The sequence below is a fragment of the Endozoicomonas sp. SCSIO W0465 genome (genome assembly GCF_023716865.1).
GTDB lineage: Bacteria > Pseudomonadota > Gammaproteobacteria > Pseudomonadales > Endozoicomonadaceae > Endozoicomonas.
Map to the genome: position 1 here is coordinate 4,969,776 of NZ_CP092417.1, position 22,215 is coordinate 4,991,990.

Sequence of the window (22,215 nt, forward strand, 5' to 3'; positions counted from 1 at the left end):
ATGACCGGATAAACCCGAGATAGTTCAACGAACTTCATGGGCATGGTCAACTACTTATAAAGCTTCAGAGTTATCGTCAGAGATTGCTATAGGCGCTCGTGCTGCCTGCCAGTATTGTTCTCCATAATCAATCCAAAGAATTTCATTAGCGGGTATGGATTTTATCGCGATAATAAACACCATCCACTGGCCTTGCTGATTCCTGTGCCTCAGGAACGAAACATTTTGTTCCGGGGAATTTTTTTCCTTATCAGAGTAAGTACTAAAAGCATTGATCAACGACGTTATATTTCCCTGTCTGTACCCTGAGATGAAAACACCATGAACAGGAGCGAAGCTATAGCGGTCAATATTTGCCAATGCAGCACTCATAACACGTGCTCCCTGTTGGTATGTGTTGTCATGGTATTGCTTACCTGCATAATGACCCAGCAGCTCCCATTGCGAAATATCTCTCCTGGCGACAACCTCTTCCTGACCTTTTAACTCACTAAAGATCGATCCATCGTGTTTTTGAACGGACATTCGCTCTTGTAAATACTGCGCTCTTTGCTCGTCATCCAGCGCTTGATACTTTGCTATGGACTCATTAATGTTTTTTCTGATCGATCTATCGTTTGGGATGTCGATCTGACTGAAGAAGGTTGTGTGTCTTTGCCTGCTGTCACCAACTTCCCTTTTGACGGACGGTTCTGCCATCCATAATGGCGCCTGGTCGTTGATACGATGAGGTAATGACGTTAAATCTGTTGTCTCTTCTTTAATAAAAATTATCTCATCGTCCCGGGTATTTTCGGATCGCTGCTTCAGGATGGCTTTAACTGTCGCCTTTTCCGGAAAGCCTTTGCCATTACACATGGAGGATATGCTGGTGATCAGCGCCCGGTTAAGTGGCTTGCCCTTGACGGCCTCATCAATGCCCTGCCATCCCTCTTTCAAGCAGTCCAGCTTTAGAAAGGCTTCAACTTTTGCCTTTTCCGGTAGGCCTTTGCCATGACACATGGAAGAAATGTGGGTAACCAGTGCCCGATCAAGCGGCCTGTCCTTAACAGCCTCATCAATGCCCTGCCATCCCTCTTTCAAGCAGTCCAGCTTCAGAAAGGCTTCCACTTTCGCCTTTTCCGGTAAGCCTTTGCCATGACATATGGAAGAAATATTGGTAACCAGTGCCCGATCAAGCGGCCTGTCCCTAACAGCCTCATCGATGCCCTGCCATCCCTCTTTCAGGCAGGCCAGCTTCAGGAAGGCTGTCACTTTCGCCCCTTCCGGTAAGCCTTTGCTATTACACATGGAGGAAATGTGGGTGACCAGTGCCTGGTTGAGGGGCTGGTCCTTAACGGCCTCATCAATGCCCTGCCATCCCTCTTTCAGGCAGCCCAGCTTCAGGAAGGCTTCCACTTTCGCCTTTTCCGGAATGCCTTTGCCAGAAAATATGGAGGAAATATTGGTAACCAGAGCCCGGTCGATCGGCTTGTCCCTAACGGCTTCATCAATGCCCTGCCATCCTTTTTTCAGACAGCCCAGCGTCAGGAAAGCTTCCACTTTCACCTTTTCCGGTAAGCCTTTGCCATTACACATGGAGGAAATGTGAGTGACCAGTGCCCGGTCGATCGGCTTGTCCCTGACGGCTTCATCAATGCCCTGCCATCCTTTTTTCAGACAGCCCAACGTCAGGAAAGCTTCCACTTTCACCTTTTCCGGTAAGCCTTTGCCATTACACATGGAGGAAATGTGAGTGACCAGTGCCCGGTCGAGCGGTTTGTGCTTAACCGCCTCATCAATGCCCTGCCACTCCTGTTTCAAGCAGCCCAGCGTCAGAAAGGCTTCCACTCTCGCCTTTTCCGGTAAGCCTTTGCCATGACACATGGAGGAAATGTGGGTGACCAGTACCCGGTCGAGCGGCTGGTCCCTGACGGCCTCATCAATGCCCTGCCATCCCTTTTTCAGGCACTCCAGCTTCAGGAAGGCTACCATTTTCTCCTTTTCCGGCAAGCCTTTGCCATGACACATTGAGGAAATGCTGGTGACCAGTGTCCGGTCGATCGGCTGGTCCATAACGACCTCATCAATGCCCTGCCATCCCACTTTCAGGCAGACAAGCCTCAGGAAAGCTTCCACTTTCGCCTTTTCGGGTAAGCCTTTGCCATTACACATGGAGGAAATGTGGGTGACCAGTGTCCGGTCGAGCGGCTGGTCCTTAACGGCCTCATCAATACCCTGCCATCCCTGTTTCAGGCAGCCCAGGTTCAGGAAAGCTTCCACTTTCGCCTTTTCCGGAAAGCCTCTGCCATGGCACATGGAGGAAATATTAGTGACCAGTGTCCGGTCGAGTGGCTGGTTCTTAACGGCCTCATCACTCCCCTGCCATCCCTGTTTCAGGCAGCCCAGCGTGAGGAAGGCTTCCACTTTTGCCTTTTCCGGAAAACTTTTGCCAGAAGACATGGAGGAAATGTGGGTGACCAGAGTCCGGTCTAGCGGCTGGTTCCTAACAGCCTTATCATTGCCCTGCCATCCCTCTCTTAAGCACCACAGCTTCAGGAAGGTTTCCACTTTCGCCTTTTCCGGTAAGCCTTTGCAAGAATACATGGAGGAAATGTTGTTGAGCAGGGCCCTGTCAAGGGGTTTGTCCTTAACGGCCCCATCATTGCCCTGCCATCCCTCTTTCAGGCACCCCAGCTTCAGGAAGGCTTCCACTGTTGCCTTTTCCGGTAAGCCTTTGCCAGACACCATGGAGGAAATGCAGGTGACCAGTACCCGGTCGAGGGGCTTGTCCTTAACGGCCTCATCAACGCCCTGCCATCCAGCTTTCAGACAGCTGAGCTTCAGGAAAGATTCCACTTTCGCTTTTTCCGGTAAGCCTTTGGCATGGCACATGGAGGAAATGTTGGTGACCAGTGCCCGGTCGAGCGGCTGGTCCTTAACGGCCTCATCAATACCCTGCCATCCCTCTTTCAGGCAGCCAAGCTTCAGGAAGGCTTCCACGTTCGCCTTTTCTGGTAAGCCTCTACCAGAAGACATAGAGGAAATATTGGTGACCAGTGCCCGGTTGAGCGGCTTGTCCTTAACGGCCTCATCAATGCCCTGCCATCCCTCTTTCAGACAGCCCAGTTTCAGAAAAGCTTCCACGTTCGCCTTTTCCGGTAAGCCTTTGCCATTACACATGGAAGAAATGTGGATGACCAGCGCCCGGTCGAGGGACCTGTCCTTAACGGCCTCATCAACGCCCTGCCATCCCTCTTTCAGGCAGCCAAGCCTCAGAAAAGCTTCCACTTTCGCCCTTTCCGGTAAGCCTTTGCCATTACACATGGAGGAAATGTGAGCAACCAGCGCCCGGTCGAGCGGCTGGTCCTTAACGGCCTCATCAATGCCCTGCCATCCCACTTTCAGGCAACCCAGCTTCAGGAAGGCTGCCACTTTCGCCTTTTCCGGTAAGCCTTTGCCATTGCACATGGAGGAAATCTGCTTTAAAAACGGGCTGGCAGCAATGGCTGCTACCTCCCCATCGTCCATGTGTGTTAACAGGGTTACACCTTTCTTGCTATGTAGCATGGTGGTTAAACTACCAGTGTTGTTCACCGTTTTGCCCACTGCCGAAAAGAATACGTTGGCTTTTTGAAAATACCCTGAACAAGTTTGATGTTCGGTAACCATATTGAATGGCTTAAGTTTTGCAAAGAGAGTCGGCAGGGGAGGGTTGCCTCTATTCATGGATAGCTGAATACCCCTTTGCTCCAGCGTTTTCAGTAGTGTGCTGACGTTGGAAAGTACGGTTTTGACGCCCGGGTGACTCAGGGATGGCATGATTTGATGTTGATGAATAACACTAAACTTTGCGATTATTTCACTGTAATCCGGGTCAATGTCCATCGGCTGTGGGTGAACAATAACCGCAGGGCGTGAGGCACTGACTTCATGGCCCATCATTGGTAACGTTGAGTCCCGCCCAGTTGATGCTGATGTACCATTTTGTCCGGTATCCACACGTTGCCGACACCTGCGTTTTTTCGGAGGCTGTTTGGATTCGCAAAACCCGAGCCTGAAAGCCTCTTGAGCTGGCCTGTTTTTATCAACGGGCTGGGCCCTATGCCCCGAGAAATAACGCTTTCTGTTGTTGTCCGGTAATGATTCCATAGCAGCAACGGTAGCAGTGGAAGTGGTGACAACAGAGTGGTTTGATGCGGGTGTTGACATAAGAGATACAATTATTTTTATCTGATCGGTCAGTTTATGCCTTCGTAGCACATTGATAATGACCGGATAAACCCGAGATAGTTCAACGAACTTCATGGGCATTCAGCAGGCTGAAAATATAAGGAAACTGTAGTACAAAATACAGTCCCTGCCGGTATGGATTTATAGATCAAGTCGATCAGACAGTGTATATAGTTTCAAATGGTCAACTACTTATAAAGCTTCAGAGTTATCGTCAGAGATTGCTATAGGCGCTCGTGCTGCCTGCCAGTATTGTTCCCCATAATCAATCCACAGGCTTTCATTCGCGGGTATGGGTTTTATCGCGATAATAAACACCATCCACTGACCTTGCTGATTCCTGTGCCTCAGGAACGAAACATTTTGTTCCGGGGAATTTTTTTCCTTATCAGAGTAAGTACTAAAAGCATTGATCAACGACGTTATATTTCCCTGTCTGTACCCTGAGATGAAAACACCATGGGCAGGAGCGAAGCTATAGCTGTCAATATTGGCCAATGCAGCACCCATGACACGTGCTCCCTGTTGGTATGTGTTGTCATGGTATTGCTTACCTGCATAATGACCCAGCAGCTCCCATTGCAAAATATCCCTGCTGGCGACAACTTCTTCCTGACCTTTTAACTCACTGAAGATCGATCCATCGTGTTTTTGAACGGACATTCGCTCTTGTAAATACTGCTGTCTTTGCTCGTTATCCAGATCTTGATACTTGGCTATAGACTCATGAATACTTTTTCTGATCGATCTATCGTTTGGGATGTCGATCTGACTGAAGAAGGTTGTTTGTCTTTGCCTGCTGTCACCAACTTCCCTTTTGACAGACGGTTCTGCCGTCCATAATGGCGCCAGGTCATTAATACGATGAGGTAACGAGATTAAATCAGTTGCCTCTTCTTTTATAACAATTATCTCATCGTCACGAGTGTTTGCGGATCGCTGCTTCAGAAAGGCTTCTACTGTCGTTTTTTCCGGTATACCCTTACCATTATAAAAGGAGGAAATGCTGGTGATCAGTGCCCGGTTAAGCGGCTTGCCCTTGACTGCCTCATCAATGCCCTGCCATCCATCTCTCAAGCAACCCAGGCTCAGGAAAGCTTCCACTTTTGCCTTTTCCGGTAAACCTTTACCATGACACATGGAGGAAATGTGGGTGACTAGTGCCCGGTCGAGCGGCTGGTCCTTAACGACCTCGTAGTCGCCCTGCCATCCCTCTTTCAGGCACCCCAGCTTCAGGAAGGTTTCCACTTTCGCCTTTTCCGGTAAGCCTTTGCCAGACCTCATAGAGGAAATATTGGTGACCAGAGCCCGATCAATCGGCTTATCCTTAACGGTCTCATCATTGCCCTGCCATCCCTTTTTCAGGCAGCCCAGTTTCAGGAAGGCTTCCATTTTTGCCTTTTCCGGTAAGCCTTTGCCATGACACATGGAGGAAATGTGGGCGACCAGTGTCCGGTCGAGCGGCTGGTCCTTAACGGCCTCATCAATGCCCTGCCATCCCTCTTTCAGGCAGCCCAGCTTCAGGAAGGCTTCCATTTTCGCCTTTTCCGGAAAGCCTTTACCAGAAAACATGGAGGAAATGTGGCTAACCAATGCCCGGTCGAGTGGCTGGTCCTTAACGGCCTCATCAATGCCCTGCCATCCCTCTTTCAAGCAGCCCAGCTTCACAAAGGCTTCTACTTTTGCCTTCTCCGGTAAGCCTTTGCCATGACACATGGAGGAAACCTTGGTGACCAGTGTCCGGTCGAGCGGCTGGTCCTTAACGGCCTCATCAATGCCTTGCCATCCCACTTTCAGGCAGCCTAACTTCAGAAAGGCTACTACTTTCGCCTTTTCCGGTAAGCCTTTGCCATGACACATGGAAGAAATATTGCTGACCAGTGCCGGATCGAGCGGCATGTCCTTAACGGCCTCATCAATGCCCTGCCATCCCTCTCTCAAGCAGCACAGCTTCAGGAAAGCTTCCACTTTTGCCTTTTCCGGTAAGCCTTTACCAGAAGACATGGAGGAAATGTGAGTAACCAGTGCCCGGTCGAGCGGCTGGTCCTTAACGGCCTCATCAATGCCCTGCCATCCCACTTTCAGGCAACCCAGCTTCAGGAAGGCTGTCACTTTGGCCTTTTCCGGTAAGCCTTTGCTATGACACATGGAGGAAATATTGCTGACCAGTGCCGGATCGAGCGGCTTGTCCCTAATGGCCTCATCAATGCCCGGCCACCCTCTCTCAAGCAGCACAGCTTCAGGAAAGTTTCCACTTTTGCCTTCTCCGGTAAGCCTTTACCAGAAGACATGGAGGAAATGTGGCTGACCAATGCCCGGTCGAGAGGCTGGTCCTTAACGGCCCCATCAATGCCGTGCCATCCCTCTTTCAAGCAACTCAACTTCAGGAAGGCTTCAATTTTCGCCTTTTCCGGTAAGCCTTTGCCATGGCACATAGAGGAAATGCTGGTGACCAGTATCCGGTCAATCGGCTTGTCCTTAACAACCTCATCAACGCCCCGCCATCCCTCTTTCAGGCAGCCCAGCTTCAGAAAGGCCTCTACTTTTGCCTTCTCCGGTAAGCCTTTGCCATGAAACATGGAGGAAATCCTGGTGACCAGTACCCGGTCGAGCGGCTTTTCCTTAACGGCCTCATCAATGCCCTGCCATCCCTCTTTCAGTCAGCCCAGCTTCAGGAAGGCTTCCACTTTCGCCTTTTCTGGTAAGCCTCTACCAGCAGACATAGAGGAAATATTAGCGATCAGCGCCCGATTGAGCGGCTTGTCCTTAATGTCCTCATCAGTGCCCTGCCATCCCTCTTTCAGGCAGCCCAGTTTCAGGAAAGCCTCCACTTTCGCATTTTCCGGTAAGCCTTTGCCATGACACATGGAGGAAATGTGAGTAACCAGTGCCCGGTCGAGCGGCTGGTCCTTAACAGCCTCATCCATACCCTGCCATCCCTCTTTCAGGCACCCCAGCTTCAGGAAGGCTTCCACGTTCGCCTTTTCTGGTAAGCCTCTACCAGAAGACATAGAAGAAATATTGATGACCAGTGCCCGGTTGAGCGGCTGGTCCTTAACGGCCTCATCAATGCCCTGCCATCCCTCTTTCAGGCAGCCCAGCTTCAGAAATGCTTCCACTTTCGCCTTTTCCGGTAAGCCTTTGCCATTACACATGGAGGAAATCTGCTTTAAAAACGGGCTGGCAGCAATGGCTGCTACATCCCCATCGTCCATGTGCGTTAACAGGGTGAAACTTTTCTTGCTATGTAGCATGCTGGTTAAACTACCAGTGTTGTTCACTGTTTTGCCCACCGCCGAAAAAAACACATTGGCTTTTTGAAAATACCCTGAACAAACCTGATGCTCGATAACCATATTGAATCGCTCAAGTTTTGCAAAGAGAGTGGGTAGGGGAGGGATCCCTCTGCTCATGGATAGCTGAATACCCCTTTGCTCAAGCGTTTTCAGCAGTGTACTGACGTTGAAAAGTACGGTTTTGACGCCCGGGTGACTCCGGTACGGCATGATTTGATGTTGATGAGTGACGCTAAACTTTGCGATGATTTCGAGGTAATCCGGTTCAATGTCCATCGGCTGTGGATGAACAATAACCACAGGGCGCGAGGCACTGACTTTATGTTCCATCATTGGTAACGTTGAGTCCCGCCCTGTTGATGCTGATGTACCATTCTGTCCGGTATCCACACGTTGCCGACACCTGCGTTTTTTTGCAGGCTGTTTCGTTTCACATAACCGGGGTCTGAAAACCTCTTGAGTTCGCCTGTTTTTATCAACGGGTTGAATCCTATGTCCCGAAAAATAGCGCTTTCTGTTGTTGCCGCCCGGTAATGGTTCAGTAGCAGCAACGGTAGCAGTGGACGTTGTGACAACAGAGTGGTTTGATGCGGGTGTTGACATAGGGGATACAATTATTTTTATCTGATCGGTCGGTTTATGCCTTCATAGCACGTTGATAATGACCGGATAAACCCGAGATAGTTCAACGAACTTCATGGGCATGGTCAACTACTTATAAAGCTTCAGAGTTATCGTCAGAGATTGCTATAGGCGTTCGTGCCGCCTGCCAGTATTGTTCCCATAATCAATCCAAAGAATTTCATTAGCGGGTATGGGTTTTATCGCGATAATAAACACCATCCACTGACCTTGCTGATTCCTGTGCCTCAGGAACGAAACATTTTGTTCCGGGGAATTTTTTTCCTTATCAGAGTAAGTACTAAAAGCATTGATCAACGACGTTATATTTCCCTGTCGGTACCCTGAGAGGAAAACACCATGAGCAGGAGCGAAGCTATAGCTGTCAATATTGGCCAATGCAGCACCCATGACACGTGCTCCCTGTTGGTATGTGTTGTCATGGTATTGCTTACCTGCGTAATGACCCAGCAGCTCCCATTGTGAAATATCCCTGTTGGCGACGACCTCATCCTGACCTTTTAACTCACTAAAGATCGATCCATCATGTTTTTGAACGGACATTCGCTCTTGTAAATACTGCTCTCTTTGCTCGTCATCCAGAGCTTGATACTTTGCTATGGACTCATTAATGCTTTTTCTGATCGATCTGTCATTTGGTATGTCGATCTGACTAAAGAAGGTTGTTTGTCTTTGCCTGCTTTCACCGACTTCCCTTTTGACGGACGGTTCTGCCACCCATAATGGCGCCTGGTCATTAATACGATGAGGTAATGAGATTAAATCAGTTGCCTCTTCTTTTATAACAATTATCTCATCGTCACGAGTGTTTGCGGATCGCTGGTTCAGAAATACTTCTACTGTCGTATTTTCCGGTATACCTTTACCATTATAAAAGGAGGAAATGCTAGTGATCAGTGCCCAGTTAAGCGGCTGGTCCTGAACGGCCTCGTCATCGCCCTGCCATCCCTCTTTCAGGCAGCCCAGCTTCAGGAAGGCTTCCACTTTTGCCTTTTCCGGAAAGCCTTTGCCATGACACATGGAGGAAATGTGGGTAACCAGTGCCCGGTCGATCGGCTTGTCCTTAACGGCCTCGTAGTCGCCCTGCCATCCCTCTTTCAGGCAGCCTAACTTCATGAAGGCTTCCACTTTCGCCTTTTCCGGTAAGCCTTTGCCAGACGTCATAGAGGAAATATTGGTGACCAGAGCCCGATCGATCGGCTTATCCTTAACGGCCTCATCATTGCCCTTCCATCCCTTTTTCAGGCAGCCCAGCTTCAGGAAGGCTTCTATTATCGCCTTTTCCGGTAAACCTTTGCCAGAACACATAGAGGAAATGCTGGTGACCAGTGCCCGATGGAGCGGCTTGCCCTTAACAGCCTCATCACTGCCCTGCCATCCCTGTTTCAGGCAGCCCAGCTTCAGGAAGGCTTCCACTTTCACCTTTTCCGGTAAGCCTTTGCCATGACACATGGAGGAAATATTGCTGACCAGTGCCGGATCGAGCGGCTTGTCCTTAACGGCCTCATCAATGCCCGGCCATCCCTCTCTCAAGCAGCCCAGCTTCAGGAACGCTTCCACTTTTGCCTTTTCCGGTAAGCCTTTACCAGAAGACATGGAGGAAATGTGAGTAATCAGTACCCGGTCGAGCGGCTGGTCCTTAACGGCCTCATCAATGCCCAGCCATCCCACTTTCAGGCAACCCAGCTTCAGGAAGGCTGCCACTTTCGCCTTTTCCGGTAAGCCTTTGCCATTACACATGGAGGAAATGTGGGTGACCAGTGTCCGGTCAAGCGGCTGATCCTTAACGGCCTCATCACTGCCCTGCCATCCCCGTTTCAGGCAGCCCTGCTTCAGGAAGGCTTCCACGTTCGCCTTTTCCGGTAAGCCTCTGCCAGACACCATGGAGGAAATGCAGGTGACCAGTACCCGGTCGAGGGGCTTGTCCTTAACGGCCTCATCAACGCCCTGCCATCCAGCTTTCAGACAGCTGAGCTTCAGGAAAGATTCCACTTTCGCTTTTTCCGGTAAGCCTTTGGCATGGCACATGGAGGAAATGTTGGTGACCAGTGCCCGGTCGAGCGGCTGGTCCTTAACGGCCTCATCAATACCCTGCCATCCCTCTTTCAGGCAGCCAAGCTTCAGGAAGGCTTCCACGTTCGCCTTTTCTGGTAAGCCTCTACCAGAAGACATAGAGGAAATATTGGTGACCAGTGCCCGGTTGAGCGGCTTGTCCTTAACGGCCTCATCAATGCCCTGCCATCCCTCTTTCAGACAGCCCAGTTTCAGAAAAGCTTCCACGTTCGCCTTTTCCGGTAAGCCTTTGCCATTACACATGGAAGAAATGTGGATGACCAGCGCCCGGTCGAGGGGCTTGTCCTTAACGGCCTCATCAACGCCCTGCCACCCCTCTTTCAGGCAGCCAAGCCTCAGAAAAGCTTCCACTTTCGCCCTTTCCGGTAAGCCTTTGCCATTACACATGGAGGAAATGTGAGCAACCAGCGCCCGGTCGAGCGGCTGGTCCTTAACGGCCTCATCAATGCCCTGCCATCCCACTTTCAGGCAACCCAGCTTCAGGAAGGCTGCCACTTTCGCCTTTTCCGGTAAGCCTTTGCCATTGCACATGGAGGAAATCTGCTTTAAAAACGGGCTGGCAGCAATGGCTGCTACCTCCCCATCGTCCATGTGTGTTAACAGGGTTACACCTTTCTTGCTATGTAGCATGCTGGTTAAACTACCAGTGTTGTTCACCGTTTTGCCCACTGCCGAAAAGAATACGTTGGCTTTTTGAAAATACCCTGAACACGTTTGATGTTCGGTAACCACATTGAATCGCTCAAGTTTTGAAAAAAGAGTCGGTAGGGGAGGGTTGCCTCTATTCATGGATAGCTGAATCCCCCTTTGCTCCAGCGTTTTCAGCAGTGTGCTGACGTTGGAAAGTACGGTTTTGACGCCCGGGTGACTCAGGGAAGGCAGGATTTGATGTTGATGAGTGACGCTAAACTTTGCGATGATTTCTCGGTAATCCGGGTCAATGTCCATCGGCTGTGGGTGAACAATAACCGCAGGGCGCGAGGCACTGACTTCATGGCCCATCATTGGTAACGTTGAGTCCCGCCCAGTTGATGCTGATGTGCCATTTTTTCCGGTATCCACACGTTGCCGACACCTGCGTTTTTTTGCAGGCTGTTTCGTTTCACATAACCGGGGTCTGAAAACCTCTTGAGTTCGCCTGTTTTTATCAACGGGTTGAATCCTATGTCCCGAGAAATAGCGCTTTCTGTTGTTGCCGCCCGGTAATGGTTCAGTAACAGCAACGGTAACAGTCGACGTGGTGACAACAGAGTGGTTTGATGCGGGTGTTGACATAAGGGATACAATTATTTTTATCTGATCGGTCAGTTTATGCCTTCATAGCACGTTGATAATGACCAGATAAACCCGACATAGTTCCACGAACTTCATGGGCATTCAGCAGGCTGAAAATATAAGGAAACAGTAGTACAAAATACAGTCCCTGCCGGTATGGATTTATAGATCAAGTCGATCAGACAGTGTATATAGTTTCAAATGGTCAACTACTTATAAAGCTTCAGAGTTATCGTCAGAGATTGCTATAGGCGCTCGTGCTGCCTGCCAGTATTGTTCTCCATAATCAATCCAAAGAATTTCATTAGCGGGTATGGATTTTATCGCGATAATAAACACCATCCACTGGCCTTGCTGATTCCTGTGCCTCAGGAACGAAACATTTTGTTCCGGGGAATTTTTTTCCTTATCAGAGTAAGTACTAAAAGCATTGATCAATGACGTTATATTCCCCTGTCTGTACGCTGAGATGAAAACACCATGAGCAGGAGCGAAGCTATAGCTGTCAATATTGGCCAATGCAGCACCCATGACACGTGCTCTCTGTTGGTATGTGTTATCATGGTATTGCTTACCTGCATAATGACCCAGCAGCTCCCATTGCAAAATATCTCTGCTGGCGACAACCTCTTCCTGACCTTTTAACTCACTAAAGATCGATCCATCGTGTTTTTGAACGGACATTCGCTCTTGTAAATACTGCGCTCTTTGCTTGTCATCCAGATCTTGATACCTGGCTATAGACTCATGAATGCTTTTTCTGATCGTTCTATCGTTTGGGATGTCGCTCTGACTGAAGAAGGTTGTTTGTCTTTGCCTGCTGTCACCGACTTCCCTCTTGACGGACGGTTCTGCCACCCATAATGGAGCCAGGTCATTAATACGATGAGGTAACGAGATGACATCAGTTGCCTCTTCTTTTATAACAATTATCTCATCGTCCTGAGTGTTTTCGGACATCCGCTTCAGGATGGCTTTAACTTTCGCCTTTTCCGGTAAGCCTTTGCCATGACACATGGAGGATATGCTGGAAATCAGTACCCGGTTAAGCGGCTTGCCCTTGACAGCCTCATCAATGCCCTGCCATCCCTCTTTCAGGCAGCCCAGCTTCAGAAAGGCTTCCACTTTCGCCTTTGCCGGTAAGCCTTTGCCATTACACATGGAAGAAATGTGAGTAACCAGTCTCCGGTCAATCGGCTGGTCCTTGACGGCCTCATCAATGCCCTGCCATCCGTCTTTCAGGCAGCCCAGCTTCAGGAAGGCTTCCACTTTCGCCTTTTCCGGTAAGCCTTTGCCATTACACATGGAGGAAATGCTGGTGACCAGTGACCAATCAAGCGGCTGGTCCCTGACTGCCTCATCAATACCCTGCCATCCCCGTTTCAGGCAGCCCAGCTTCAGGAAGGCTTCCACTTTCGCCTTTTCCGGTAAGCCTTTGCTATGCCACATGGAGGAAATGTGGGTGACCAGCGCCCGGTCGAGCGGCTGGTCCCTAACGGCCTCATCAATGCCCTGCCATTCCTCTTTCAAGCAACCCAACTTCAGAAAGGCTTCCATTTTCGCCTTTTCCGGTAAGCCTTTGCCATGACACATGGAGGATATGTGGGTGACCAGTACCCGGTCGAGCGGCTGGTCCCTAACGGCCTCATCAATGCCCTGCCACCCTCTCTTAAGCAGCACAGCTTCAGGAAGGTTTCCACTTTCGCCTTTTCCGGTAAGCCTTTGCCGTTACACATGGAAGAAATGTGAGTGACCAGCGCCCGGTCGAGCGCGGTCCTTAACGGCCTCATCAATGCCCTCCATCCCTCTTTCAGGCAGACAAGCCTCAGAAAAGCTTCCACTTTCGCCCTTTCCGGTAAGCCTTTGCCATTACACATGGAGGAAATGTGAGTGACCAGCGCCCAGTCGAGCGGCTGGTCCTTAACGGCCTCATCAATACCCTGCCATCCCTCTTTCAGGCAACCCAGCTTCAGGAAGGCTTCCACTTTCGCCTTTTCTGGTAAGCCTCTACCAGCAGACATAGAGGAAATATGAGTGACCAGTACCCGGTTGAGCGGCTTGTCCTTAACGGCCTCATCAATCCCCTGCCATCCCTCTTTCAGGCAGCCCAGCTTCAGGAAAGCCTCCACTTTCGCATTTTCCGGTAAGCCTTTGCCATGACACATGGAGGAAATGTGAGTAACCAGTGCCCGGTCGAGCGGCTGGTCCTTAACGGCCTCATCCATACCCTGCCATCCCTCTTTCAGGCAGCCCAGCTTCAGGAAGGCTTCCACGTCCGCCTTTTCTGGTAAGCCTCTACCATTACACATGGAGGAAATGTGAGTGACTAGTGCCCGGTCGAGCGGCTGGTCCTTAACGGCCTCATCAATACCCTGCCATCCCTCTTTCAGGCAGCCCAGCTTCAGAAAAGCTTCCACTTTCGCCTTTTCCGGTAAGCCTTTGCCATTACACATGGAGGAAATCTGCTTTAAAAACGGGCTGGCAGCAATGGCTGCTACATCCCCATCGTCCATGTGCGTTAACAGGGTTACACTGTTCTTGCCATGTAGCATGCTGGTTAAACAGCCAGAGTTGTTCATTGTTGTGCTCACAGCTGAAAAAAACACATTGGCTTTTTGAAAATACCCCGAACACGTTTGATGTTCGGTAACCATATTGAATCGCTCAAGTTTTGAAAAGAGAGTCGGTAGGGGTGGGTTGCCTCTATTCATGGATAGCTGAATACCCCTTTGCTCAAGCGTTTTCAGTAGTGTGCTGACGTTGGAAAGTACGGTTTTGACGCCCGGGTGACTCCGGTATGGCATGATTTGATGTTGATGAATAACACTAAACTTTGCGATGATTTCGCTGTAATCCGGGTCAATGTCCATCGGCTGTGGGTGCACAATAACCGCAGGGCGTGAGGCACTGACTTCATGCCCCATCATTGGTAACGTTGAGTCCCGCCCAGTTGATGCCAATGTACCATTCTGTCCGGTATCCAAACGTTGCCGACACCTGCGTTTTTTTGCAGGCTGTTTCGTTTCACATAACCAGGGTCTGAAAGCCTCTTGAGTTCGCCTGTTTTCCCTGTCAACGGGTTGAACCCTATGCCCCGAGAAGTAGCGCTTTCTGTTGTTGTCCGGTAATGGTTCCATAGCAGCAACGGTAGCAGTGGAAGTAATAACAACAGAGTGGTTTGATGCGGGTGTTGACATAAGGGATACAATTATTTTTATTTGATCGGTCAGTTTATGCCTTCATAGCACGTTGATAATGACCAGATAAAACCGACATAGTTCAACGAACTTCATGGGCATTCAGCAGGCTGAAAATATAAGGAAACAGTAGTACAAAATACAGTCCCTGCCGGTATGGATTTATAGATCAAGTCGATCAGACAGTGTATATAGCTTCAAATGGTCAACTACTTATAAAGCTTCAGAGTTATCGTCAGAGATTGCTATAGGCGTTCGTGCTGCCTGCCAGTATTGCTCCCCATAATCAATCCAAAGGCTTTCATTAGCGGGTATGGGTTTTATCGCGATAATAAACACCATCCACTGACCTTGCTGATTCCTGTGCCTCAGGAATGAAACATTTTGTTCCGGGGAATTTTTTTCCTTATCAGAGTAAGTACTAAAAGCATTGATCAACGACGTTATATTTCCCTGTCTGGTACCCTGATGAAAACACCATGAGCAGGAGTGAAGCTATAGCGGTCAATATTTGCCAATCCAGCACCCATGACACGTGCTCCCTGTTGGTATGTGTTGTCATGGTATTGCTTACCTGCGTAATGCCCCAGCAGCTCCCATTGCGAAATATCCCTGCTGGCGAACACCTCTCCTGACCTTTTAACTCACTAAAGATCGATCCATCGTGTTTTTGAACGGACATTCGCTCTTGTAAATACTGCTCTTTGCTCGTCATCCAGATCTTGATACCTGGCTATGGACTCATTAATGCTTTTTCTGATCGATCTATCATTTGGTATGTCGATCTGACTGAAGAAGGTTGCTTGTTTTTGCCTGCTGTCACCGACTTCCCTTTTGACGGACGGTTCTGCCACCCATAATGGAGCCAGGTCATTAATACGATGAGGTAACGAGATTAAATCAGTTGCCTCTTCTTTTATAACAATTATCTCATCGTCCTGAGTGTTTGCGGATCGCTGCTTCAGAAATGCTTCTACTGTCGTTTTTTTCGGTATACCTTTACCATTATAAAAGGAGGAAATGCTAGTGATCAGTGCCCAGTTAAGCGGCTGGTCCTGAACGGCCTCGTCATCGCCCTGCCATCCCTCTTTCAGGCAGCCCAGCTTCAGGAAAGGCTTCCACTTTTGCCTTTTCCGGAAAGCCTTTGCCATGACACATGGAGGAAATGTGGGTAACCAGTGCCCGGTCGATCGGCTTGTCCTTAACAGCCTCGTAGTCGCCCTGCCATCCCTCTTTCAGGCAGCCTAACTTCATGAAGGCTTCCACTTTCGCCTTTTCCGGTAAGCCTTTGCCAGACATCATAGAGGAAATATTGGTAACCAGAGCCCGATCGATCAGCTTATCCTTAACGGCCTCATCATTGCCCTGCCATCCTTTTTTCAGGCAGCCCAGCTTCAGGAAGGCTTCCACTTTCACCTTTTCTGGTAAGCCTTTGCAATGGCACATAGAGGAAATGTGAGTGACCAGTGCCCGGTCGAGCGGCTTGTCTTTAACGGCCTCATCAATGCCCTGCCATCCCTCTTTCAGGCAGCCCAGCTTCAGGAAGACTTCAACTTTCGCCTTTTCCGGTAAGCCTTTGCCATGACGCATGGAGGAAATGTTGGTGACCAGTGCCCGGTCGAGGGCCTTGTCTTTAACGGCCTCATCAATACCCTGCCATCCCTTCTTCAGGCAGGCCAGCTTCAGGAAGGCTTCCACTTTTGCCTTTTCCGGTAAGCCTTACCAGAAGACATGGAGGAAATATGGTGACCAGTGCCGGTCGAGCGGCTGGTCCTTAACGGCCTCATCAATGCCCTGCCATCCCACTTTCAGGCAGCCAGCTTCAGGAAGGCTTCCACTTTCGCCTTTTCTGGTAAGCCTTACCAGAAGACATGAGGAATATTGTGACCAATGCCCGATCGACGGCTTATCCTTAACGCCTCATCATTGCCCTGCCATCCCTCTTTCAAGCACCCCAGCTTCAGGAAGGCTTCCACTTTCGCCTTTTCCGGTAAGCCTTTGCCATTACACATGGAGAAATGTGAGTACCAGTCCCGGTCGACGGCTGGTCCTTGACGGCCTCATCAATGCCCTGCCATCCGCTTTCAGCAGCCCAGCTTCAGGAAGCTTCCACTTTCGCTTTTCCGGTAAGCCTTTGCCATTACACATGGAAGAAATATGGATGAGCAGTGCCCGGTCGAGGGGCTGGTCCTTAACGGCCTCATCAACGCCCTGCCATCCCTCTTTCAGGCAGCCCAGCTTCAGGAAGGCTTCCATTTTGCCTTTTCCGGTAAGCCTTTGCCAGACATGGAGGAAATGTGTGACCAGTGCCGGTCGAGCGGCTGTCCTTAACGGCCTCATCAATGCCCTGCCATCCCTCTTTCAGGCAGCCCAGCTTCAGGAAGCTTCCATTTTCGCCTTTTCCGGTAAGCCTTTACCAAAAAACATGGAGGAAATATGGCTGACCAATGCCCGGTCGATCGGCTGGTCCTTAACGGCCTCATCAATGCCCTGCCATCCCTCTTTCAAGCAGCCCAGCTTCAGAAAGGCTTCTACTTTTGCCTTCTCCGGTAAGCCTTTGCCATGACACATGGAGGAAATGTTGGCGACCAGTGACCGGTCGAGTGGCTGATCCTTAACGGCCCCATCGATGCCCTGCCATCCCACTTTCAGGCAGCCCATCTCCAGGAAGGCTTCTATTTTTGACTTTTCCGGTAAGCCTTTGCAATGACACATGGAGGAAATCTGCTTTAAAAACGGACTGGCAGCAATGGCTGCTACATCTCCATCGTCCATGTTCGTTAACAGGGTTACGCTGTTCTTGCTATGTAGCGTGCTGGTTAAACTACCAGTGTTGTTCACTGTTTTGCCCACTGCCGAAAAGAACACATTGGCTTTTTGAAAATACCCTGAACAAGTTTGATGTTCGGTAACCATATTGAATGGCTTAAGTTTTGCAAAGAGAGTCGGCAGGGGAGGGTTGCCTCTATTCATGGATAGCTGAATACCCCTTTGCTCCAGCGTTTTCAGTAGTGTGCTGACGTTGGAAAGTACGGTTTTGACGCCCGGGTGACTCAGGGATGGCATGATTTGATGTTGATGAGTGACACTAAACTTTGCGATTATTTCACTGTAATCCGGGTCAATGTCCATCGGCTGTGGGTGGACGATAACCACAGGGCGTGAGGCACTGACTTCATGTCCCATCATTGGAAACGTTGAGTCCCGCCCGGTTGATGCTGATGTACCATTCTGTCCGGTATCCACACGTTGCCCACACCTGCGTTTTTTTGCAGGCTGTTTCGTTTCACATAACCGGGGTCTGAAAACCTCTTGAGTTCGCCTGTTTTCCCTGTCAACGGGTTGAACCCTATGTCCCGAGAAATAGCGCTTTCTGTTGTTGCCGCCCGGTAATGGTTCAGTTGCAGCAACGGTAGCAGTGGAAGTGGTGGCAACAGAGTGGTTTGATGCGGGTGTTGACATAGGAGGTACAATTATTTTTGTTTGATCGGCCAGTTTATGCCTTCATAGCACGTTGATAATGACCAGATAAACCCGAGATAGTTCAACGAACTTCATGGGCATTCAGCAAGCTGAAAATATAAGGAAACAGTAGTACAAAATACAGTTCCTGCAGGTATGGATTTATCAAGTCGATCAGACAGTTTATATAATTTCAAATGGTCAATTACTTATAAAGCTTCAGAGTTATCATCAGAGATTTCTATAGGTGCTCGTGCTGCCTGCCAGTATTGTTCCCCATAATCAATCCACAGGCTTTCATTCGCGGGTATGGATTTTATCGCGATAATAAACACCATCCACTGGCCTTGCTGATTCCTGTGCCTCAGGAACGAAACATTTTGTTCCGGGGAATTTTTTTCCTTATCAGAGTAAGTACTAAAAGCATTGATCAATGACGTTATATTCCCCTGTCTGTACGCTGAGATGAAAACACCATGAGCAGGAGCGAAGCTATAGCTGTCAATATTGGCCAATGCAGCACCCATGACACGTGCTCTCTGTTGGTATGTGTTATCATGGTATTGCTTACCTGCATAATGACCTAGCAGCTCCCATTGCAAAATATCCCTGCTGGCGACAACCTCTTCCTGACCTTTTAACTCACTAAAGATCGATCCATCGTGTTTTTGAACGGACATTCGCTCTTGTAAATACTGCGCTCTTTGCTTGTCATCCAGAGCTTGATACCTGGCTATGGACTCATTAATGCTTTTTCTGATTGATCTGTCGTTTGGTATGTCGATCTGACTGAAGAAGGTTGTTTGTCTTTGCCTGCTGTCACCAACTTCCCTTTTGACGGACGGTTCTGCCATCCATAATGGCGCCTGGTCGTTGATACGATGAGGTAATGACATTAAATCTGTTGCCTCTTCTTTTATAAAAATTATCTCATCGTCCCGGTGTTTCCTGATCGCTGCTTCAGGATGGCTTTAACTTTCGCCTTTTCCGGTAAGCCTTTGCCATGAAACATAGAAGAAATGTGGGTGAGCAGTGCCCGGTTAAGCGGCTGGTCCTGACGGCCTGGTCATCGCCCTGCCATCCCTCTTTCAGGCAGTCCAGCTTCAGGAAGGCTTCCACTTTCGCCTTTTCCGGTAAGCCTTTGCCATGACACATAGAAGAAATGTGGGTGAGCAGTGCCCGGTTGAGCGGCTGGTCCTTAACGGCCTGGTCATCGCCCAGCCATCCCTCTTTCAGGCAGTCCAGCTTCAGGAAAGCTTCCACTTTCGCTTTTTCCGGTAAGCCTTTGCAAGACATCATGGAGGAAATACTGGTGACCAATACCCGGTCGAGCGGCTGGTCCTTAACAGCCTCGTCATCGCCCTGCCAACCCGCTTTCAGGCAGTCCAGTTTCAGGAAGGCTTCCAATTTCGCCTTTTCCGGAAACCCTTTGCCTGACATCATAGAGGAAATGCTGGCGATCAGTGTCTGGTCGAGCGTCATCTCCTTAACGTCCTCATCAATGCCCTGCCATCCCTTTTTCAGGCAGCCCAACTTCAGGAAGGCTTCCACTTTCGCCTTTTCCGGTAAGCCTTTACCATTACACATGGAGGAAATGTGGGTGACCAGTGCCCGATCAAGCGGCTGATCCTTAACGCCCTCATCACTGCCCTGCCATCCCTGTTTCAGGCAGCCCAGCTTGAGAAAAGCATCAACTTTTGCCTTTTCCGGTAAACCTTTGCCATTACACATGGAGGAAATGTGGGTGATCAGCACCCGATCAATCGGCTGGTCCTTAACGACCTCATCAATGCCCTGCCATCCCACTTTCAGGCAGCCCAGCTTCAGGAAAGCTTCCACTTTCACCTTTTCCGGTAAGCCTTTACCAGAAGACATGGAAGAAATGTTGGTGACCAGTGCCCGATCGAGCGGCCTGTCCTTAACGGCCTCATCAATGCCCTGCCATCCCTCTTTCAGACAGCCCAGCTTCAGGAAAGCTTCCACTTTCGCCTTTTCCGGTAAGCCTTTGCCATTACACATGGAAGAAATGTGAGTGACCAGTGCCCAGTCGAGCGGTTTGTCCTTAACGGCTTTATCATTGCCCTGCCATCCCTTTTTCAGGCAGCCCAGCTTCAGGAAGGTTTCCACTGTTGCCTTTTCCGGAAAGCCTTTGCCATGACACATGGAGGAAATGTTGGCGACCAGTGACCGGTCGAGTGGCTGATCCTTAACGGCCTCATCGATGCCCTGCCATCCCGCTTTCAGGCAGCCCAGCGTCAGGAAGGCTTCCACTTTCGCCTTTTCCGGTAAGCCTTTGCAGTTACACATGGAGGAAATGTGGGTGACCAGTGCCTGATTGAGGGGCTGGTCCTTAACGGCCTCATCAATGCCCTGCCATCCCTCTTTCAGGCAGCCCAGCTTGAGAAAAGCTTCTACTTTCGCCTGTTCCGGTAAACCTTTGCTATTACACATGGAGGAAATGTGGGTGATCAGCGCCCGGTCGAGCGGCTGGTCCTTAACGGCCTCATCAATGCCCTGCCATCCCTTTTTCAGACAGCCCAGCGTCAGGAAAGCTTCCACTTTCGCCTTTTCCGGTAAGCCTTTGCCATGACACATAGAAGAAATATGGGTGAGCAGTGCCCGGTTGAGCGGCTGATCCTTAACGGCCTGGTCATCGCCCAGCCATCCCTCTTTCAGGCAGTCCAGCTTCAGGAAAGCTTCCACTTTCGCTTTTTCCGGTAAGCCTTTGCAAGACATCATGGAGGAAATACTGGTGACCAATACCCGGTCGAGCGGCTGGTCCTTAACAGCCTCGTCATCGCCCTGCCAACCCGCTTTCAGGCAGTCCAGTTTCAGGAAGGCTTCCAATTTCGCCTTTTCCGGAAACCCTTTGCCTGACATCATAGAGGAAATGCTGGCGACCAGTGCCCGATCGAGCGGCCTGTCCTTAACGGCCTCATCAATGCCCTGCCATCCCTCTTTCAGACAGCCCAATTTCAGGAAGGCTTTCACTTTCGCCTTTTCCGGCAAGCCTTTGCCATGGCACATGGAGGAAATGTGGGCGACCAGTGTCCGGTCGAGCAACTGGTCCTTAACGGCCTCATCGATGCCCTGCCATCCCGCTTTCAGGCAGTCCAGCTTCAGGAAGGCTTCTACTTTCGCCTTTTCCGGTAAGCCTTTGCCATTACACATGGAGGAAATCTGCTTTAAAAACGGGCTGGCAGCAATAGATGCTACATCTGCATCTTCCATGGCAGTAAACAGGGTTACATTGTCCTTGCTATTCATCATACTGGTTAAACTTCCAGTGTTGTTTATTGTTTTGCTCACAGCTGAAAAAAACACATTGGCTTTTTGAAAATACCCCGAACAAGTTTGATGTTCGGTAGCAATATTGAATCGCTCAAGTTTTGCAAAGAGCGTCGGTAGGGGTGGGTTGCCTCTATTCATGGATAGCTGAATACCCCTTTGCTCAAGCGTTTTCAGTAGTGTGCTGACGTTGGAAAGTACGGTTTTGACGCCCGGGTGACTCCGGTATGGCATGATTTGATGTTGATGAGTAACGCTAAACTTTGCGATGATTTCGCGGTAATCCGGGTCAATGTCCATCGGCTGTGGGTGAACAATAACCGCAGGGCGTGAGGCACTGACTTCATGCCCCATCATTGGTAACGTTGAATCCCGCCCGGTTGATGCTGATGAGCCATTTTTTTCGGTATCCACACGTTGCCGACACCTGCGTTTTTTTGCAGGCTGTTTCGATTGGCAAACCCCGAGCCTGACAGCCTCTTGAGCTGGCCTGTTTTTATCAACGGGTTGAATCCTGTGTCCCGAGAAATAGCGCTTTCTGTTGTTGCCGCCAGGTAATGGTTCAGCAGCAACGGTAGTAGTGGAAGTGGTGGCAACAGAGTGGTTTGATACGGGTGTTGACATAGGAGGTACAATTATTTTTATTTGATCGGTCAGTTTATGCCTTCATAGCACGTTGATAATGACCAGATAAACCCGAGATAGTTCAACTAACTTCATGGGCATGGTCAACTACCTAGTTCTCGTCCAAAAACTCTGCAGCCTATGCG

General features: G+C 49.8%; 15 protein-coding genes. All 15 read right to left on the reverse strand.

The window, feature by feature from the left end; translation table 11 throughout:
• Positions 1-54: 54 nt before the first annotated feature.
• Positions 55-4,191, reverse strand: coding sequence for a hypothetical protein (locus tag MJO57_RS22240; RefSeq protein WP_252018818.1), 4,137 nt, complete (start codon positions 4,189-4,191; stop codon positions 55-57).
• Between the two features lie 213 nt (positions 4,192-4,404).
• The gene (locus MJO57_RS22245; RefSeq protein WP_371924899.1) at positions 4,405-6,360 is read right to left on the reverse strand and encodes an SET domain-containing protein-lysine N-methyltransferase; all 1,956 of its coding nucleotides are present in this window, start codon (positions 6,358-6,360) and stop codon (positions 4,405-4,407) included.
• Complete coding sequence (locus MJO57_RS33390) at positions 6,321-6,791, reverse strand: hypothetical protein (protein ID WP_371924660.1); 471 nt, start codon at positions 6,789-6,791, stop codon at positions 6,321-6,323. The genes MJO57_RS22245 and MJO57_RS33390 overlap by 40 nt, the downstream gene beginning before the upstream one ends.
• An 81-nt stretch (positions 6,792-6,872) precedes the next feature.
• Positions 6,873-8,111 (reverse strand): hypothetical protein, encoded by a 1,239-nt coding sequence (locus MJO57_RS22250; protein ID WP_252018820.1) that lies wholly within the window; start codon positions 8,109-8,111, stop codon positions 6,873-6,875.
• Positions 8,112-8,255: 144 nt separating this feature from the next.
• Complete coding sequence (locus MJO57_RS22255; protein ID WP_252018821.1) at positions 8,256-11,498, reverse strand: hypothetical protein; 3,243 nt, start codon at positions 11,496-11,498, stop codon at positions 8,256-8,258.
• Between the two features lie 213 nt (positions 11,499-11,711).
• The gene (locus MJO57_RS22260; protein ID WP_371924900.1) at positions 11,712-13,091 is read right to left on the reverse strand and encodes an SET domain-containing protein-lysine N-methyltransferase; all 1,380 of its coding nucleotides are present in this window, start codon (positions 13,089-13,091) and stop codon (positions 11,712-11,714) included.
• Complete coding sequence (locus MJO57_RS33395) at positions 13,040-14,458, reverse strand: hypothetical protein (protein ID WP_371924661.1); 1,419 nt, start codon at positions 14,456-14,458, stop codon at positions 13,040-13,042. The genes MJO57_RS22260 and MJO57_RS33395 overlap by 52 nt, the downstream gene beginning before the upstream one ends.
• A 450-nt stretch (positions 14,459-14,908) precedes the next feature.
• Entirely contained in the window at positions 14,909-15,133 is a 225-nt protein-coding gene (locus MJO57_RS22265; RefSeq protein WP_252018823.1) for a hypothetical protein, read from the reverse strand.
• A gap of 209 nt (positions 15,134-15,342) precedes the next feature.
• On the reverse strand, positions 15,343-15,846 hold the full coding sequence (locus MJO57_RS22270; protein WP_252018824.1) for a hypothetical protein: 504 nt from the start codon (positions 15,844-15,846) through the stop codon (positions 15,343-15,345).
• Positions 15,764-16,393 carry a hypothetical protein gene (locus MJO57_RS22275; RefSeq protein WP_252018826.1) on the reverse strand — a complete coding sequence of 210 codons (630 nt, stop codon included), beginning with the start codon at positions 16,391-16,393 and terminating at the stop codon, positions 15,764-15,766. The genes MJO57_RS22270 and MJO57_RS22275 overlap by 83 nt, the downstream gene beginning before the upstream one ends.
• A 161-nt stretch (positions 16,394-16,554) precedes the next feature.
• Positions 16,555-16,707 (reverse strand): hypothetical protein, encoded by a 153-nt coding sequence (locus tag MJO57_RS22280; RefSeq protein WP_252018828.1) that lies wholly within the window; start codon positions 16,705-16,707, stop codon positions 16,555-16,557.
• Positions 16,700-17,035, reverse strand: coding sequence for a hypothetical protein (locus MJO57_RS22285; RefSeq protein WP_252018830.1), 336 nt, complete (start codon positions 17,033-17,035; stop codon positions 16,700-16,702). Before MJO57_RS22285 ends, MJO57_RS22280 begins: the two co-directional genes overlap by 8 nt.
• Before the next feature lie 36 nt (positions 17,036-17,071).
• Positions 17,072-18,157 (reverse strand): hypothetical protein, encoded by a 1,086-nt coding sequence (locus MJO57_RS22290; protein ID WP_252018831.1) that lies wholly within the window; start codon positions 18,155-18,157, stop codon positions 17,072-17,074.
• 209 nt (positions 18,158-18,366) lie between these two features.
• The gene (locus MJO57_RS22295; protein ID WP_252018833.1) at positions 18,367-19,053 is read right to left on the reverse strand and encodes an SET domain-containing protein-lysine N-methyltransferase; all 687 of its coding nucleotides are present in this window, start codon (positions 19,051-19,053) and stop codon (positions 18,367-18,369) included.
• A gap of 64 nt (positions 19,054-19,117) precedes the next feature.
• Positions 19,118-22,069: a hypothetical protein gene (locus MJO57_RS22300; protein ID WP_252018834.1), complete on the reverse strand. Its 2,952-nt coding sequence runs from the start codon at positions 22,067-22,069 to the stop codon at positions 19,118-19,120.
• Positions 22,070-22,215 lie beyond the last annotated feature (146 nt).

Excerpts from the sequence above, each read along its gene's own strand:
- MJO57_RS22240 (WP_252018818.1), bottom strand. The coding sequence starts at position 4,191 with ATGTCAACACCCGCATCAAACCACTCTGTTGTCACCACTTCCACTGCT.
- MJO57_RS22245 (WP_371924899.1), bottom strand. The coding sequence starts at position 6,360 with ATGTGTCATAGCAAAGGCTTACCGGAAAAGGCCAAAGTGACAGCCTTC.
- MJO57_RS33390 (WP_371924660.1), bottom strand. The coding sequence starts at position 6,791 with ATGTTTCATGGCAAAGGCTTACCGGAGAAGGCAAAAGTAGAGGCCTTT.
- MJO57_RS22250 (WP_252018820.1), bottom strand. The coding sequence starts at position 8,111 with ATGTCAACACCCGCATCAAACCACTCTGTTGTCACAACGTCCACTGCT.
- MJO57_RS22255 (WP_252018821.1), bottom strand. The coding sequence starts at position 11,498 with ATGTCAACACCCGCATCAAACCACTCTGTTGTCACCACGTCGACTGTT.
- MJO57_RS22260 (WP_371924900.1), bottom strand. The coding sequence starts at position 13,091 with ATGTGTCATGGCAAAGGCTTACCGGAAAAGGCGAAAATGGAAGCCTTT.
- MJO57_RS22270 (WP_252018824.1), bottom strand. The coding sequence starts at position 15,846 with ATGGCAAAGGCTTTCCGGAAAAGGCAAAAGTGGAAGCCTTTCCTGAAG.
- MJO57_RS22280 (WP_252018828.1), bottom strand. The coding sequence starts at position 16,707 with ATGTGTAATGGCAAAGGCTTACCGGAAAAGGCGAAAGTGGAAGCCTTC.
- MJO57_RS22285 (WP_252018830.1), bottom strand. The coding sequence starts at position 17,035 with ATGAGGCCGTTAAGGACAGCCGCTCGACCGGCACTGGTCACACATTTC.
- MJO57_RS22290 (WP_252018831.1), bottom strand. The coding sequence starts at position 18,157 with ATGTCAACACCCGCATCAAACCACTCTGTTGCCACCACTTCCACTGCT.
- MJO57_RS22295 (WP_252018833.1), bottom strand. The coding sequence starts at position 19,053 with ATGTCATTACCTCATCGTATCAACGACCAGGCGCCATTATGGATGGCA.
- MJO57_RS22300 (WP_252018834.1), bottom strand. The coding sequence starts at position 22,069 with ATGTCAACACCCGTATCAAACCACTCTGTTGCCACCACTTCCACTACT.